At 66.6% G+C, this 13452-nt stretch carries 14 protein-coding genes and 1 riboswitch; of the genes, 6 read left to right on the top strand and 8 right to left on the bottom strand.

Annotation, left to right across the window (positions count from 1 at the left end):
* Positions 1-2 precede the first annotated feature (2 nt).
* The 7 genes from ASG64_RS09860 to ASG64_RS09830 form a co-directional block, all read right to left on the bottom strand.
* Positions 3-1322 carry a T3SS (YopN, CesT) and YbjN peptide-binding chaperone 1 gene (locus ASG64_RS09860; protein ID WP_056073146.1) on the bottom strand — a complete coding sequence of 440 codons (1320 nt, stop codon included), beginning with the start codon at positions 1320-1322 and terminating at the stop codon, positions 3-5.
* A 41-nt stretch (positions 1323-1363) separates the two neighbouring features.
* Positions 1364-1660 carry a GNAT family N-acetyltransferase gene (locus tag ASG64_RS09855; protein ID WP_042575551.1) on the bottom strand — a complete coding sequence of 99 codons (297 nt, stop codon included), beginning with the start codon at positions 1658-1660 and terminating at the stop codon, positions 1364-1366.
* 10 nt (positions 1661-1670) lie between these two features.
* The gene (locus ASG64_RS09850) at positions 1671-2426 is read right to left on the bottom strand and encodes an ABC transporter ATP-binding protein (RefSeq protein ID WP_042575550.1); all 756 of its coding nucleotides are present in this window, start codon (positions 2424-2426) and stop codon (positions 1671-1673) included.
* Positions 2423-3196 (bottom strand): ABC transporter permease, encoded by a 774-nt coding sequence (locus ASG64_RS09845; RefSeq protein WP_042575549.1) that lies wholly within the window; start codon positions 3194-3196, stop codon positions 2423-2425. Before ASG64_RS09845 ends, ASG64_RS09850 begins: the two co-directional genes overlap by 4 nt.
* Positions 3197-3206: 10 nt before the next feature.
* A complete protein-coding gene (locus ASG64_RS09840; protein WP_235579557.1) occupies positions 3207-4217 on the bottom strand; it encodes an ABC transporter substrate-binding protein in 1011 nt (336 codons plus the stop codon).
* Positions 4214-4954, bottom strand: coding sequence for a TenA family protein (locus tag ASG64_RS09835; protein ID WP_042575548.1), 741 nt, complete (start codon positions 4952-4954; stop codon positions 4214-4216). The genes ASG64_RS09840 and ASG64_RS09835 overlap by 4 nt, the downstream gene beginning before the upstream one ends.
* Positions 4948-5043: riboswitch (TPP riboswitch) on the bottom strand. (Overlaps the previous gene by 7 nt.)
* 67 nt (positions 5044-5110) lie before the next feature.
* Complete coding sequence (locus tag ASG64_RS09830; protein WP_042575547.1) at positions 5111-6508, bottom strand: sugar porter family MFS transporter; 1398 nt, start codon at positions 6506-6508, stop codon at positions 5111-5113.
* Positions 6509-6637: 129 nt separating this feature from the next.
* On the opposite strand from ASG64_RS09830, the gene ASG64_RS09825 reads away from it, so the two are divergent.
* Entirely contained in the window at positions 6638-7060 is a 423-nt protein-coding gene (locus ASG64_RS09825; RefSeq protein ID WP_200933455.1) for an SRPBCC family protein, read from the top strand.
* 24 nt (positions 7061-7084) lie between these two features.
* Positions 7085-8632 (top strand): carboxylesterase/lipase family protein, encoded by a 1548-nt coding sequence (locus ASG64_RS09820; protein ID WP_056073144.1) that lies wholly within the window; start codon positions 7085-7087, stop codon positions 8630-8632.
* A gap of 6 nt (positions 8633-8638) precedes the next feature.
* Here the strand turns inward: ASG64_RS09820 and ASG64_RS09815 are convergent, their stop codons facing one another.
* On the bottom strand, positions 8639-8938 hold the full coding sequence (locus ASG64_RS09815) for a DUF1540 domain-containing protein (protein ID WP_042575545.1): 300 nt from the start codon (positions 8936-8938) through the stop codon (positions 8639-8641).
* A 167-nt stretch (positions 8939-9105) separates the two neighbouring features.
* Between ASG64_RS09815 and ASG64_RS09805 the strand changes: the two genes are divergently transcribed.
* The 4 genes from ASG64_RS09805 (at position 9106) to ASG64_RS09790 (ending at position 13452) form a co-directional block, all read left to right on the top strand.
* Positions 9106-10080 (top strand): LppP/LprE family lipoprotein, encoded by a 975-nt coding sequence (locus tag ASG64_RS09805; RefSeq protein WP_082518373.1) that lies wholly within the window; start codon positions 9106-9108, stop codon positions 10078-10080.
* A gap of 73 nt (positions 10081-10153) precedes the next feature.
* A complete protein-coding gene (locus ASG64_RS09800; RefSeq protein ID WP_042575637.1) occupies positions 10154-10990 on the top strand; it encodes a nitrilase-related carbon-nitrogen hydrolase in 837 nt (278 codons plus the stop codon).
* Positions 10987-12405, top strand: a complete 1419-nt coding sequence (gene hydA / locus ASG64_RS09795; RefSeq protein ID WP_056073135.1) for a dihydropyrimidinase — start codon at positions 10987-10989, stop codon at positions 12403-12405. The genes ASG64_RS09800 and hydA overlap by 4 nt, the downstream gene beginning before the upstream one ends.
* 3 nt (positions 12406-12408) lie before the next feature.
* Entirely contained in the window at positions 12409-13452 is a 1044-nt protein-coding gene (locus ASG64_RS09790; RefSeq protein ID WP_056073133.1) for a TIGR03842 family LLM class F420-dependent oxidoreductase, read from the top strand.

Raw genomic sequence — 13452 nt, 5'->3', positions numbered from 1 at the left:
GCTCAGTCGAACAGACTGTCACCGGTGCCGCCGGCCATGTCCGTCCCGAACAGGTCCAACTGCGACCCCGTCGACCGAGACGGGTCGTGGAGGTCCGCAGCCAGCCGGCGATGAGCGGCGGTGAGGAGGGCGGACGCGGTGCGCCAGACCCGGGCGTCGAGCCCGGCAGAAGCGGCGGTACGGGGATCCTCGTCGTCGAGAGTCCGCTCCAGAGCCGCCGATTCCCGCCCACGAGCGATGTCGAGGTAATGCACGACGATCGCCCTGTCGTGCCCGCACATCTCGAGTACCGCCTCGCAGGAAAGGTCCGGCCCCGACTCCCACACCGATTCGACGATGGCGCGCAACCCCTCCGGTACGACGGCGGTGTCGCGTTCCGTCGGCTCACCGAAGGCGTCCAGGTACGGCCGGGCGCCCAGACCGGCCACCAGATCACCGGCCGCGTCGACCATGAATTTCTCCATGACGGCCAACATGTCCACGACCTGCTGAGGAACGAACGGGACGACCGAGACGTCGATCGTGGCCAGCACACGGTCTTCGTCCAGAAGCACCTTGATGTGCGGCCACCGGCGGTTGGCGTCGTTGACGACGACGTGAGCCCGCGCCGCATCCGTCACGCCCGCTGCCAGAGGGGCGAGGATCTGCACGAACGGTGCTCCCGGGGACAGGCACAGGTAGAGCCAGGCCGGGCCCAGCCGGAACGGGTAGTCGCCGTCCTCGTCGGGTTCGGGGACGAAGCCCAACAGGTGGCGGAGTGTCTGCTCCACCAGGACCCGACGCTCGGATGCGTCCGCGGTGCGGACCGCGCGGAAGGTGTCGAACGGGCGGGCAGGGGCCGGCACCTCGGGCAGGGCGAGCAACGGGCCCGCAGAATCCCCGCCGACGTGCACGAACGCGGGGTGCGGCACACCCCACACCTCGTGAAGAATGCGGACCGCGACGTCCGCGAACAGGTCCGCATACCGACGCGACCGGTCGAGGAACCAGTTGACCGGCACGTCCTCGTCCGCCGCGTCCGGACTGTCGGTCCCCGCCCGCGCAGGCTCGACGAAACCGGCGCCGATCAACAGATCACGACCGGCCTCGGTCCAGGCGCGACGGGGAGCCAGGAACTCGTCGGACAGCACCTCGCACCGCAGGGTGTCGTCGTCCCAGCCGTAGAACTGGATGCACGGTGACACCGGCTCCGCTGCCGTGGGCGGGCACGACACGATCAACGAGTCATCCGCCGGCATCGCGTCGAGATGATCGGCGAGCATCGCGCGGAAATCTGCCCACGCATTGCCGGTCGTCGCGTCCACACTGTCCACTCTGTCCATGTCGCCGACGCTAACCCGCCCCACCGACACGTTTGCGCGGACTAGGTGACGAGGTCCGCGTACTGCTCGTGCGTCTCGATGAAGTGATGCACGTACGAGCACGACGCGACGACCGTCGACCCGGCGGCACGCGTGTCGTCCAGGGCATGTCCGACCAGGATCGCGGCGAGCCCCCGACCACGGAACTTCGGGTCCGTGACCGTGTGGTCGAAGTCCCGGACGGTCGGTGAGCTCTGGCGGTACTCGGCGAATCCGGCGACCTCGTCGCCGATCAGAATCTCGAAGCGCTGTCGCTCGGGATGATGCTCGACGCGCGGGGTGTCCTTGTCCGAAGCCATGACATCGAAGTTACCGCGTCCCGCGGCGGCGTGTGTCGCTCGATCGACCGAGGTGCAGGGCCTCCAGCAGCCGGCGCTCGTAGGCCGCGAATTCCGGCGTGGTCGTCGTCTCGACCGGACGTGGCCGGGGGAGGTCGATGGTCAGGTCGGCGACCACCCGGGCGGGCCGAGGGGAGAGCACGACGACGCGATCGGACAGCAGAACGGCTTCGCGGATGTCGTGGGTGATCATCAGGACCGTCCACCGGTACTGCTGCCACACCTCCTGCAGCCAGTCCTGCATCGAGGTCCGGGTCAGGGAGTCGAGTGCGCCGAACGGCTCGTCCAGCAGGAGGACGTCGCGATCCTGCACGACCGTGCGCAGGAGGGCTGCGCGTTGGCGCATGCCGCCGGACAGTGCTGCAGGAGAGGAATCCTCGACGCCGTCGAGACCGAACACCGGGAACAGGGCTCGCGCGCGAGCCTCGGCGTCCGAACGGGAGACACCCTGGACTTCGAGGCCGAGTGTCGTGTTGCCCAGGATCGACCGCCACGGGAACAGCAGGTCCTTCTGTGGCATGTAGGCGCACCGCGGTGTGAGAACGGTTCCGCTGTCGGCTGGTTCGAGTCCGGCCAACAGTGCGAACAGTGTGCTCTTGCCGCAGCCGCTGGGACCGATGACGGAGACGAACTGTCCTTCGTCCACCGCCAGGTCGATCCCGTCGAGTACCGGAGTGCCCGGGTAGGACTTGATCACCGAGCGCAGATCGACCACCGGTGTCGTCATCGATCGACCGCCTTCGCCGTCAGTGCCCACGGAGCGACGAGGCGCTCCGCGACGTAGGTCAGCAGGAACAGGACGATGCTGCAGACCGCCGTCACCAGAACCGCGGCGAGTACCAGGTCGGTCCGGAAGGAGTTCTTCTGCTGGGCCATGTAGATCCCCAGACCCGATGTGGCTCCGACGTATTCGGAGAACACCGCACCGACCACGGCGTACGTGATGCCGATACGCAGAGCCGTGAAGAACCGGGGCAGTGCGGACGGTACGCGGACGTAGCGGAACTGTTGGCGACGGGAGGCGCCCATGCTGCGCAGCAGCGCATCGGATTCCTTGTCCGCCGAGGCGAACCCTTCGATCAGACCCAGAGTCATCGGGAAGAACGTCACCAGCGCGATGACGAGGAGCTTGGGCGCTATCCCGAATCCGAACCAGATGATCATCAGCGGTGCGATAGCGATGACGGGAAGGGTCTGCGAGACGACCAGGAGCGGCACGAGCGCACGCCGCAGCCAGGGGGAGAAGTCGACACACGTCGCGATGACCCAGGACACCGCCAGCGACACGGCGAAACCCAGAAGCGTGACCTGGATCGTCGACGCGGCATGACCGGCGATGACGTCGCGGTTCGCCCAGCCTTGCGACACCACGCGCGACGGTGACGGCAGGACCCGCGGGGAGATGCCGCTCACGACGACGTACACCTGCCAGAACGCGACGAGTCCGCCCGCGAGCAGCAGCGCCGGACCGAACCGCCGGAATCGCTCGGACGTCATGGCCGCTCGGTCAGCCCTGATCGAGATACTCGTTCGTGAAATACGTCGACCAGTCCGGTTCGCTGGTCACGGGCGACCCGTCCGGGCCCGCCAGGACTCCGGCGTCGAAGAGGAACTTGGAGTAACCCGTCCAGCGCTCGAGCGTCTGGGTTCCGACGCGCCCGTTCTCGTCCAGCATGTACTTGTCCGCCAACATCTTCTGGCTCTCGTACACCAGGTCCTCGTCGGTGAACGCTCCCGGATTCGCCGCGATCAGATCGCGTGCGCCGGCATCGGGATCGTCGGCAGCTTTCTGGTAGCCCTTCTGCAGTGCCTGCACGAACTTCCGTGCCTCGTCGGGGTGCTCGGCCATCCAGTCGTCACCGCCGTCGACGACGATGGCGTAGGAGTCGGGGAATCCGTAGTCGGTGTAGTCGAAGTACTTCATGGGGGTGCCGGCGTGTTCTGCTTCGAGACCCTCCCACGCGAAGTAGGACACGGTGAAGTCGGCGGTGCCGGAGTAGACGGCCTCGTAGGCGGACGTTCCGAGCACGACCGTCTCGAATTTTCCGGTGCCACCGTCGTTCCGGATGACCTGCTCGAGCGAGGCGCTCTCGCCGGCGTCGCCGAATCCGGCGTAGGTCCGACCGTCCAGGTCCCGCGGGCTGCCGATGTCGGGCCGGTCGGCGCGGACTCCGATCCCGGTGGCCCAGTGCTGCAACGGCGCCATGACGGAGGTGACCTTCGCCCCGGCGGCGCGAGCGTACGTCGCGGAGCTCTGGAAGCTGATCCCGAATTCTGCGTTGCCCGAGTCGATCAGCGTGTCCGGCGACGTCGAGTTGTACGGCAGGATCTCCACGTTCAGGCCCGCGTCGGCGAAGTACCCCTCCTGCTCGGCGACGAACAGGCCCGTGTGGTTGGTATTGGGGGTCCAGTCGAGCGCGAAGCGAATGGTGTTCGCATCCGACGCGCCCGAGGACGCGCACGCGGTGAGCGACCCGGCGGCGACGACGGCGGCGACGAGAGCCGCGAGGCGCCTCACGCGGCGGGCCAGGGTGTCGTGTTCAGGGCCGTGTCCCAGAACAGCAGTTCGTAGCGCATCGCGATCGTGAACGCCGTGGTCATCCGCTGTCGTTCCGCATCCCCGGCGACCGCTGCTGCCTCGTCGACGAGTTCGCGGGCGCGGGCGGCGGACGTCTGGAAGTCCTCGGCGTCGTAGGTAGTCACCCACCGGGCGTAGGGATGACCGGGATCGGCATCGAGTACGGCGCGCGCCGATGCCGCCAGTCCGCGGCCCACCTCGGCGTAGATCCAGAAGCACGGCAGCGCGGCCGCCGCGCCGACGGCGTACGTGTCCGTCGCGGCGGTGGCCGTCAGGAACGAGACGTATCCCAGGCAGGCCTGACTGTGCTCGACGGGAACGTCCGAGGCGCCGCCCAGGGCGTCGTCGGCAAGAAGGCTGGTGTGCAGCGACTTCTCGACGACCGCCGCGGTCGCCGCGGACGTCGCCCAGAAAGCGCCCGCCTCGGGGTCCACCGCGCGGGAGGACAGGATGGCCAACGCCTTGGCGTACCCCTCGAGGTACAGGCCGTCCTGCTCGATGTACGTCCGGAACGAGGCAACCGGCAGCGTGCCGTCACCGAGTCGGGTCAGGAACTCCAGGTCGTCGATGCGGGCGCGGAGCCCGGCGGTGCGGTCCCAGAGGTGGTCGGTGAAGCGTGCGTGGTCGGCTGCATCCGCGGTGGAGGCAGCGTCGACCGCATGGTCGTACGGCGTCATGGCCGTGACATCCCTTCGTCAGAATTACCTGCATCAGGTTCTCGGGTGTCATCTCAGCCTCGCTACGCGAAGCACCCCGTGTCAGAACTCGCCGACCATAACACCGGCCTCCCCTCGGATGAGCAAAGGGAGGCCGGTAGTGGTGAGCGGGAGGGACTACTTCATGTCTTCGAGCTCCATGCCCTTCGTCTCCGGGATCTTCGCCTTGACGAAGAAGAACGAGACGGCGGCGAAGGCCGCGAACCCGCCGTAGACGATGGACAGTCCCACCATCTCGGTCAGGGACGGGAAGGTCAGGGAGATCACGAAGTTGGCCACCCAGTTGGCGGCCGTACCGATACCGAGTGCCATGGCGCGCATCCGGTTCGGGAACATCTCGCCGAGCAGGACCCACATGATCGGGCCCCAGGTCGACGCGAAGAAGATGACGAACAGGTTCGCACCGATCAGGGCGACCACGCCCCAGGGGTCGGGAAGCGAGACGTCGTCGCCGCTTCCGATCTGCTGGGAGAACGCGACGGCAGCCATGAGCAGGCCGACGAACATACCGATGGAACCTGCCATCAACAGGTTTCGTCGACCGACCCGGTCGACGAAGAGGATGGCGACGAACGTCATGGCCACGTTGATGATCGACGTGATGACGGAGGTCGTGAACGACTGGCTCTCGCTGAAGCCGACCGACTTCCACAGCGTGGTGGAGTAGTAGAAGATCGCGTTGATGCCGACGAACTGCTGCAGCACCGCCATGATGATGCCGACCCAGACCAGCGGCTGAAGACCGAACCGCGGCCCGCGGATGTCGGCGAACGAGGACTTCTGCTCCTTGCGCAGGGTCAGACGGATCTCGTGGATACGTTCGTTCGGGTGCTTCTCACCGGTGATGTTGGCGAGGATCTCGGCAGCTTCCTCGTCCAGATGCTTTCCGACGAGGTACCGGGGAGATTCCGGAATGAGCAGGGCGAGAACGCCGTACACGACGGCGGGGATGACACCGACGATGAACATCCACCGCCATGCCTCGAGGCCCAGCCACAGATCGTTCGACGCTCCGTCGGCGCGGTCCGCCAACACGGCGTCGGACAGCAGAGCCGCGAAGATACCGATGGTGATCGCCAGCTGCTGGAGCGATGCGAGGCTGCCTCGCATGCGTGCCGGGGAGATCTCCGCGATGTACGCCGGAGCGATCACCGACGCGATGCCGATGCCGAGTCCGCCGAGAACGCGCCACAGCATGAGGTCGGGGACGCTGAACGCCAGACCCGATCCGACCGAGGAGATGATGAAGAGGGCCGAGCCCAGCAGCATCACCTTCTTGCGGCCCCACCTGTCGGCCAGGCCGCCGGCGAACCAGGCGCCCGCGGCGCATCCGAGAAGAGCGATGGCAACGGTGAAACCGGTGAGGAACTCGCCGAGAGCGAACTTGCCCTGGATCGAGTCCACGGCGCCGTTGATGACGGAACTGTCGAAACCGAAGAGAAAGCCGCCGACCGCCGCCGCGATGGTCACGCCGATGACTTTTGCCGTGTGATTGGCTGACGCCTGAGTGGTCATCCTTGTCGCCGCCTACATGTCGGCCACCGGCCACTGACGGTCGATGGCGAAGATAGTGAAGTCAGTTTCGGACACTACGCCCGGCCATTGCGCAGCGGAACTGAACCCGGGCGTTCGACCGTCGTCGGTTTGACCCCGGGTCCCGTGGTGAATCCCGTGCGCATGAAGAAGACTCTGCGGCGGCGTGGTGACGCGTCGGTGGCCGTCGCGTGGGAGCGGTACATGGACATCTCGCTGTGGCCGACGTGGGCGCCGCAGATACTCGGTGTCGACGCGTCTACTCCTCGTCTCGCAGCAGGGACGACGGGCACCGTGCGTGGACCGCTGGGAATTCGGGTGTCGTTCGAGGTCTTGTCCGTGGACGAGTCCGCTCGGGTCTGGTCCTGGCGGGCATGGATAGGCGCCCGGAGCGCCGGACTGACCCTGGAGCACGGCGTCGACGAGGCTCGGACCGGCTCGCAGACCTGGTTGGTCGTGGACGGTCTGGCGCCGATCGTTCTCGCGTACTCGCCGGCGGCCCTCTTCGCCCTCGGCCGACTCGTCTCGGCGTAGGTCGCGACGGGTAGCGTCGGCGACGTGCCTGACGCAGCCCGGACCAGCCTCGTGATCACGACGAGGGACGGTGACGTGCGTGGTCACGGCCGCGGTGACGTCGTCAGTTGGAAGGGCATTCCCTACGCGGCTCCGCCCGTCGGCCCGCTCCGATTCCGCGCGCCGCGACCGCCCGAGCCGTGGACCGGGATTCTCGACGGAGCGAGTTTCGGGGCGATGGCGCCCCAGGGGCGCGACGGTCCGGTGCCGATGGATCCGTCCATCCCCATCGACGAGGACTGTCTGACGCTCAACGTCTGGGCTCCCACGCCCGACGGGGTGCGCCGCCCGGTCATGGTGTGGCTCCACGGCGGGGCGTACGTCCTGGGTTCCTCGGCGCAGCGGATCTACAACGGCCGCAACCTCTCTCACCTCGGTGAAGTCGTCGTGGTGACCGTGAACTACCGCGTCGGGGCATTGGGGTGGCTGGATCTGTCGTCGTTCGGCACCGACGACGACATCTTCGAGACCAATATCGGTCTGCGCGACCAGATCTTCGCGTTGACGTGGGTGCGCGAGAACATCGACGCATTCGGTGGGGACTCCTCGAACGTCACGGTGTTCGGGGAGTCGTCGGGTGGCGCGTCGGTGACGACGCTCATGACATCTCCCGCAGCGAAGGGCCTCTTCCACAAGGCCATCGCGCAGAGTGCCCCGGCCACGTCGGTCTACGGACCCGAGCGAGCACGCGTCGCCGCGGAGCGCTTCCTCGAACTGGTGGACCTGACGCCGGAGAGGGCAGGGGAGTTGCGGGCCTTGCCGGTCCAGCGACTGGTCGACGCTGCCGAGAAGCTGGTGTACGAGGTGCCCGAGAAAGTACCGGGCACACTGGGTTTCGCACCGGTCGTCGACGGTGACGTGGTGCCTCGCTACCCGGTCGCGGCATTCCAGAAGGGGTACGCGCACGACATCCCGTTGATCATCGGATCGAACCACGACGAGGCGTCGGTGTTCCGGATGATGAAGTCGCCGCTGATGCCGGTCACGTCCGACACCGTCAGCACCATGTTCGAGGCGATCGCGGTGGATCATCCGGACCTCTCGCCCGCCCGGATCGCCGAGATCCTGGCGGCGTACCCGGATCTCCCGAAGAGTGCGGGGGCACTGGCGTTGTCGCGAGACGCGGGTTTCCGCATGCCGAGCCTGTGGATCGCCGAGGCGCACTGCCGCACGTCACCGACTTTCGTCTACCGGTTCGACCACGCCACTCCGGTACTGCGCGCGGCCCGGATCGGTGCGGGTCACGCCACCGAGTTGCCGTACGTGTTCGGCAACTTCGGCACCTTCGACCGCGATCCCACGTTCTGGCTCGGAGGGCGCAAGGCCGCGCAGCAGGTATCCCGGCGGATTCAGCGACGCTGGGTGGCGTTCGCGTGGCACGGGGTACCTGCTGCACTGGACGGCTCGAAGCACTGGGCGCCCTACGACGAACGACGTCGCACCCTGGTGATCGACGCGAGGGACACCCTGGTGGAGGACCCCGATGCAGAACTGCGGGAGATCTGGGGCGAGAAGGTCCTCGGTTTCAGCTGAGGTCGATCAGGCCTTGCTGTAGGTGAGGCAGTTCGCGGTGTCCGACGACTCGCCGGCGCCGATGCGGACCGCTGCCGCGCTGCACTCGAGGTTGTCGTTGAACGAGCAGTCGACGCGCTGGCACGCACCGACCTGAGTGGAGACGGTCTCGAGACCGCCCTTGGTGCTCAGCGGAATGAACGTGCCGCAATCGGCCGTTCCGTTCGAGCCTCCGACATTGATGGCGAAGGCGTGGCATCCGTCGTGGTTGTACGAACAGGCGCTGACACTGCAATCACTGACGCGGGGCATTTCGAGGGAAGTCATGACAATGACGGTAATACTGAAAAAGCGTTCCCACCAGCAAGGTCAGGCTGACCTAGATATGGTCACCCTTTCTGCAACAATGATGTTTCCTATTCATTCGGGTCACGGAACGGTGACGAATCCGCCGGTGACGTAACGATCGGTCTGTTCACTCGGATGGACCGATCATGAGACGAACACTCCTCGCGACCCTGGCCGTCACCGCGCTGTTCGCGAGCGGGTGCTCCGACTCGGTACAGGGCTCCGCGGCACCACCTCCTTCGCCGAACACCACGTCCTCGTCCGCGGTGGTTCCGACACCGGGTTCGGAATCCGCGTCGACGGCCGCCCCGGAACCGTCGACCGCGTGTGTGGAGGATTCCGTCGTGGTGGCGGGCATCGATTCGCTGCCCCAGTTCTTCGGCAGTGGTTGGCGCCTCGTGCGCCAGGGCGATCCTTGCGCGACGCTCTCGTGGGCGCTCGCGGCGCTCGACGGGGGCACCGGGTCGAGTCCGTGGACAGTGTTGTTCTTCCACGACGACACCTATCTCGGGACCGCCACCGCGTTGCCGTACTCGTTCACCGACATCGACTCGCAGACCGACGACACGGTCACGGTGTCGTACGGGTGGCTCCGGGAGGGAGAGTCCACCGCGGAGCAGTCCGGCGGACCAGGCCTCGTCCGCTACACCTGGAACGGATCGTCCGTGGTCATGCTGGACGACCTGCCGCAGGAGGTGGTGGACGGCAACAGGCAGACCCCTGCGGATCCGTGCCTGGACGACGACGTGATCGACGCGGCGATCGCCTCGCTGCCGACGTTCTCCGGCAGCGGGTGGACGCGCGCCGGTCAGGGCGATGCCTGCAGTGTGCTGGCGTGGGCGCTGGCCGTGCCCGACGGTGCGACCGGCTCCAGCCCCACGACGGTCCTGTTCTTCCACGACGGCGTGTATCTGGGAACGGCTACCGCCCGTCCGTACGCGTTCACCGACATCGACCCGTATGCGCAGCTGGACGACACGGTGACGGTGTCGTACCGATGGCTCCGGGACGGAGAAGCGACCGCGGAGGTGTCCGGCGGACCGGCGCTGGTCCGTTATCGCTGGAACGGCTCGTCGGTGGACATGCTCGACTCCCTGCCTCCCGAGGTGACGAACGGCTGAGGTCCCACCGGTGGACTACCCGGCGGATCGGGTGCAGGATCACCGAAAGAATGCCGATGCGGAGGTGCCATTCATGACGATCGTGCGCGCTGCCCTGGTCCAGACCACCTGGACCGGCGACAAGGAATCGATGATCCAGGCCCACGAGGTCTACGCCCGCCAGGCAGCCGAGCAGGGTGCGAAAGTTCTCTGTTTCCAAGAACTCTTCTATGGTCCTTACTTCTGCCAGGTGCAGGACGCGTCGTTCTACGACTACGCCGAGTCCGTTCCCGGGCCCACGGTCGAGCGCTTCCAGGCCCTGGCGAAGGAACTCGGCATGGTCATGGTGCTGCCGGTGTACGAGCAGGAGCAGCCCGGCGTCCTGTACAACACGGCGGCGGTGGTCGATGCGGACGGCACGTACCTGGGCAAGTACCGCAAGCACCACATTCCGAATCTGAACGGCTTCTGGGAGAAGTTCTACTTCCGCCCGGGCAATCTGGGCTGGCCCGTGTTCGACACCGCCGTCGGCAAGGTGGGGGTCTACATCTGTTACGACCGCCATTTCCCGGAGGGATGGCGCGCACTGGGACTGGCCGGGGCGGAGATCGTGTTCAATCCGTCCGCCACCTCGCGAGGGCTGTCGAACTACCTGTGGAAGCTCGAGCAACCGGCGTCGGCCGTGGCCAACGAGTACTACATCGGCGCGATCAACCGGGTGGGAGTCGAGGAGTTGGGAGACAACGACTTCTACGGCACGAGCTATTTCGTCGATCCCGAGGGAAAGTTCGTCGGCGAGGTCGCGTCGGACAGTGCGGCCGAGTTGATCGTCCGCGATCTGGACCTGTCGCTCATCAAGACGGTCCGCGATCGGTGGGCCTTCTATCGCGATCGCAGACCCGACGCCTACGGTCCCCTGGTGACACCGTGACGACGACCTTCGTCCACGGGGGCATCGTCGTCTCGCCGACGGGGTCACAGCCGCTGGACGTCCTGATCGACGGTGAGACGATCGTCGCTGTGCTGCAACCGGGTTCGGCACTGCTGGGCGCCGACCTCGCATCGTCGAGCGACGTCGTCGTCGACGCGACCGGGAAGTACGTGATCCCCGGAGGGGTCGATGGCCACACCCACATGGAGATGCCGTTCGGAGGCACCTTCGCCTCCGACTCGTTCGAGACGGGGACGCGCGCTGCCGCGTGGGGCGGAACCACCACCATCGTCGACTTCGCCATCCAGAACCCCGGGATGCGTGTCCAGGACACCCTCGCTACGTGGCACGAGAAGGCCGCCGGTTCGTGCGCCATCGATTACGGATTCCACCAGATCATCGGAGACGTCGACAGCGACTCGTTGAAGGCCATGAGCGAGTTGGTCTCCGAAGGAGTCACCAGCTTCAAACTTTTCATGGCCTATCCCGGCGTCTTCTACTCGGACGACGGGAAGATCCTGCGGGCGATGCAGACTGCCGCCGAGACCGGCGCGCTGCTGATGATGCACGCGGAGAACGGCATCGCCATCGACGTCCTGGTCGAGCAGTCGATCGCACGCGGTGACACGGCGCCGTACTTCCACGGCACGTCCAGGCCGTGGCAGCTCGAGGAAGAAGCGACGCATCGCGCGATCATGCTGGCCGACGTGACGGGAGCACCGCTCTACGTGGTGCACGTGTCGGCGAAACAGGCACTCGAGCAGATCGCGACGGCACGAGGCAAGGGGCAGAACGTCTTCGCCGAGACGTGTCCGCAGTATCTGTACCTCTCGCTCGAGGAGCAACTCGGTGCGCCGGGCTTCGAGGGCGCGAAGTGGGTGTGCTCGACACCGCTCCGGTCCCGTGCCGAGGGGCACCAGGACGAGCTGTGGCGGTACCTCCGTACAGGGGACGTCTCGACGGTCGGCACCGATCACTGTCCCTTCTGCATGAAGGATCAGAAGGAGATGGGTATCGGCGACTTCTCCAGGATCCCCAACGGCATCGGGTCGGTCGAGCATCGGATGGACCTGATGTACCAGGGTGTGGTGTCGGGGAAGATCACGCTCGAGAAGTGGGTCGAGGTGTGCTGCACGACGCCGGCACGCATGTTCGGGATGTACCCGCGCAAGGGCATCGTGTCGCCGGGTGCCGACGCGGATCTGGTGGTCTACGACCCGAACGGCCGCACCACCATCGGAGTCGAGACGCACCACATGAGAATGGACTATTCCGCCTACGAGGGCATGACCGTGGACGGCCATGTCGACACGGTGATCTCCCGTGGAACCGTCGTCGTCGACCGCGGCGAGTACCTTGGCCGCGCCGGGCACGGCCGTTTCGTTCGCCGCGACCTGTCCCAGAATCTGGTGTGAGGGATGGACTTCGGAGTAGTGCTGCAATGCACTCCACCCAGTTCGCGGGTGGTCGAACTCGCTCGCATCGCCGAGACGCACGGCTTCTCACACGTGTGGACCTTCGATTCGCACCTGCTGTGGCAGGAGCCCTACGTCATCCACAGTCAGATTCTCGCAAGCACCCGCAAGGTGGTCGTCGGGCCGATGGTGACCAACCCGTCGACGCGGGACGTCACGGTGACGGCGTCGACGTTCGCCACACTCAACGAGATGTACGGCAACCGCACCGTGTGCGGGATCGGCCGAGGTGACTCCGCGGTGCGCACTCTGGGTGGGAAGCCCACCACCATCGCGCGGCTCGCCGAGTCGGTGGAGATCATCCGCGAACTGGGGAACGGGCGTTCCGCCCACGTCGGCGACACCACCGTCCGATTCCCGTGGGCAGCGCAGTCCGAACTGGAGGTGTGGGTCGCCGGATACGGTCCTCGCGCACTGGAACTGACGGGACAGGTCGCCGACGGGTTCATTCTCCAGCTCGCCGACCCCGACATCGTCGAATGGACGGTGGCCACCGTGCGCGACGCCGCCGAGAGGGCGGGGCGCGACCCCGATGCCGTGACCATCTGCGTGGCCGCCCCTGCCTACGTCACGGACGGGTCCGTCGACGCGGCAGCTCACGCCCGCGAGCAGTGCCGGTGGTTCGGCGGCATGGTGGGAAACCACGTGGCCGACATCGTGACGCGGTACGGGGCGACGTCGGGAGTGCCTGCGGCACTGACGGACTACATCGCCGGCCGTCACGGGTACGACTACAACCAGCACGGCCGCGCCGGGAACACGCATGCGAACTTCGTGCCCGACGAGATCGTCGACCGCTTCTGCATCCTGGGCTCGCCCGAGCAGCATGTCGAACGCCTACGGCAGCTCGAGTCGCTCGGTGTGGACCAGTTCGCGGTCTACCTCCAACACGATGCGAAGACCGCGACGCTGGATGCCTACGGCGAGTCGGTGCTGCCTGCCATGATGACGTCAGTGGTGGCGACGGAATCCGGAGTCGCTCGATAA

Origin of the sequence: Rhodococcus sp. Leaf247 (genome assembly GCF_001426185.1) — a bacterium.
Classification (GTDB): Bacteria; Actinomycetota; Actinomycetes; order Mycobacteriales; family Mycobacteriaceae; genus Rhodococcoides.
Note: the sequence above shows the minus strand (reverse complement) of the source record. Positions and strands in the feature narration are given on the sequence as shown.

Excerpts from the sequence above, each read along its gene's own strand:
- ASG64_RS09860 (WP_056073146.1), bottom strand. The coding sequence starts at position 1,322 with ATGGACAGAGTGGACAGTGTGGACGCGACGACCGGCAATGCGTGGGCA.
- ASG64_RS09855 (WP_042575551.1), bottom strand. The coding sequence starts at position 1,660 with ATGGCTTCGGACAAGGACACCCCGCGCGTCGAGCATCATCCCGAGCGA.
- ASG64_RS09850 (WP_042575550.1), bottom strand. The coding sequence starts at position 2,426 with ATGACGACACCGGTGGTCGATCTGCGCTCGGTGATCAAGTCCTACCCG.
- ASG64_RS09845 (WP_042575549.1), bottom strand. The coding sequence starts at position 3,196 with ATGACGTCCGAGCGATTCCGGCGGTTCGGTCCGGCGCTGCTGCTCGCG.
- ASG64_RS09835 (WP_042575548.1), bottom strand. The coding sequence starts at position 4,954 with ATGACGCCGTACGACCATGCGGTCGACGCTGCCTCCACCGCGGATGCA.
- ASG64_RS09830 (WP_042575547.1), bottom strand. The coding sequence starts at position 6,508 with ATGACCACTCAGGCGTCAGCCAATCACACGGCAAAAGTCATCGGCGTG.
- ASG64_RS09815 (WP_042575545.1), bottom strand. The coding sequence starts at position 8,938 with ATGACTTCCCTCGAAATGCCCCGCGTCAGTGATTGCAGTGTCAGCGCC.
- ASG64_RS09805 (WP_082518373.1), top strand. The coding sequence starts at position 9,106 with ATGAGACGAACACTCCTCGCGACCCTGGCCGTCACCGCGCTGTTCGCG.
- ASG64_RS09800 (WP_042575637.1), top strand. The coding sequence starts at position 10,154 with ATGACGATCGTGCGCGCTGCCCTGGTCCAGACCACCTGGACCGGCGAC.
- ASG64_RS09790 (WP_056073133.1), top strand. The coding sequence starts at position 12,409 with ATGGACTTCGGAGTAGTGCTGCAATGCACTCCACCCAGTTCGCGGGTG.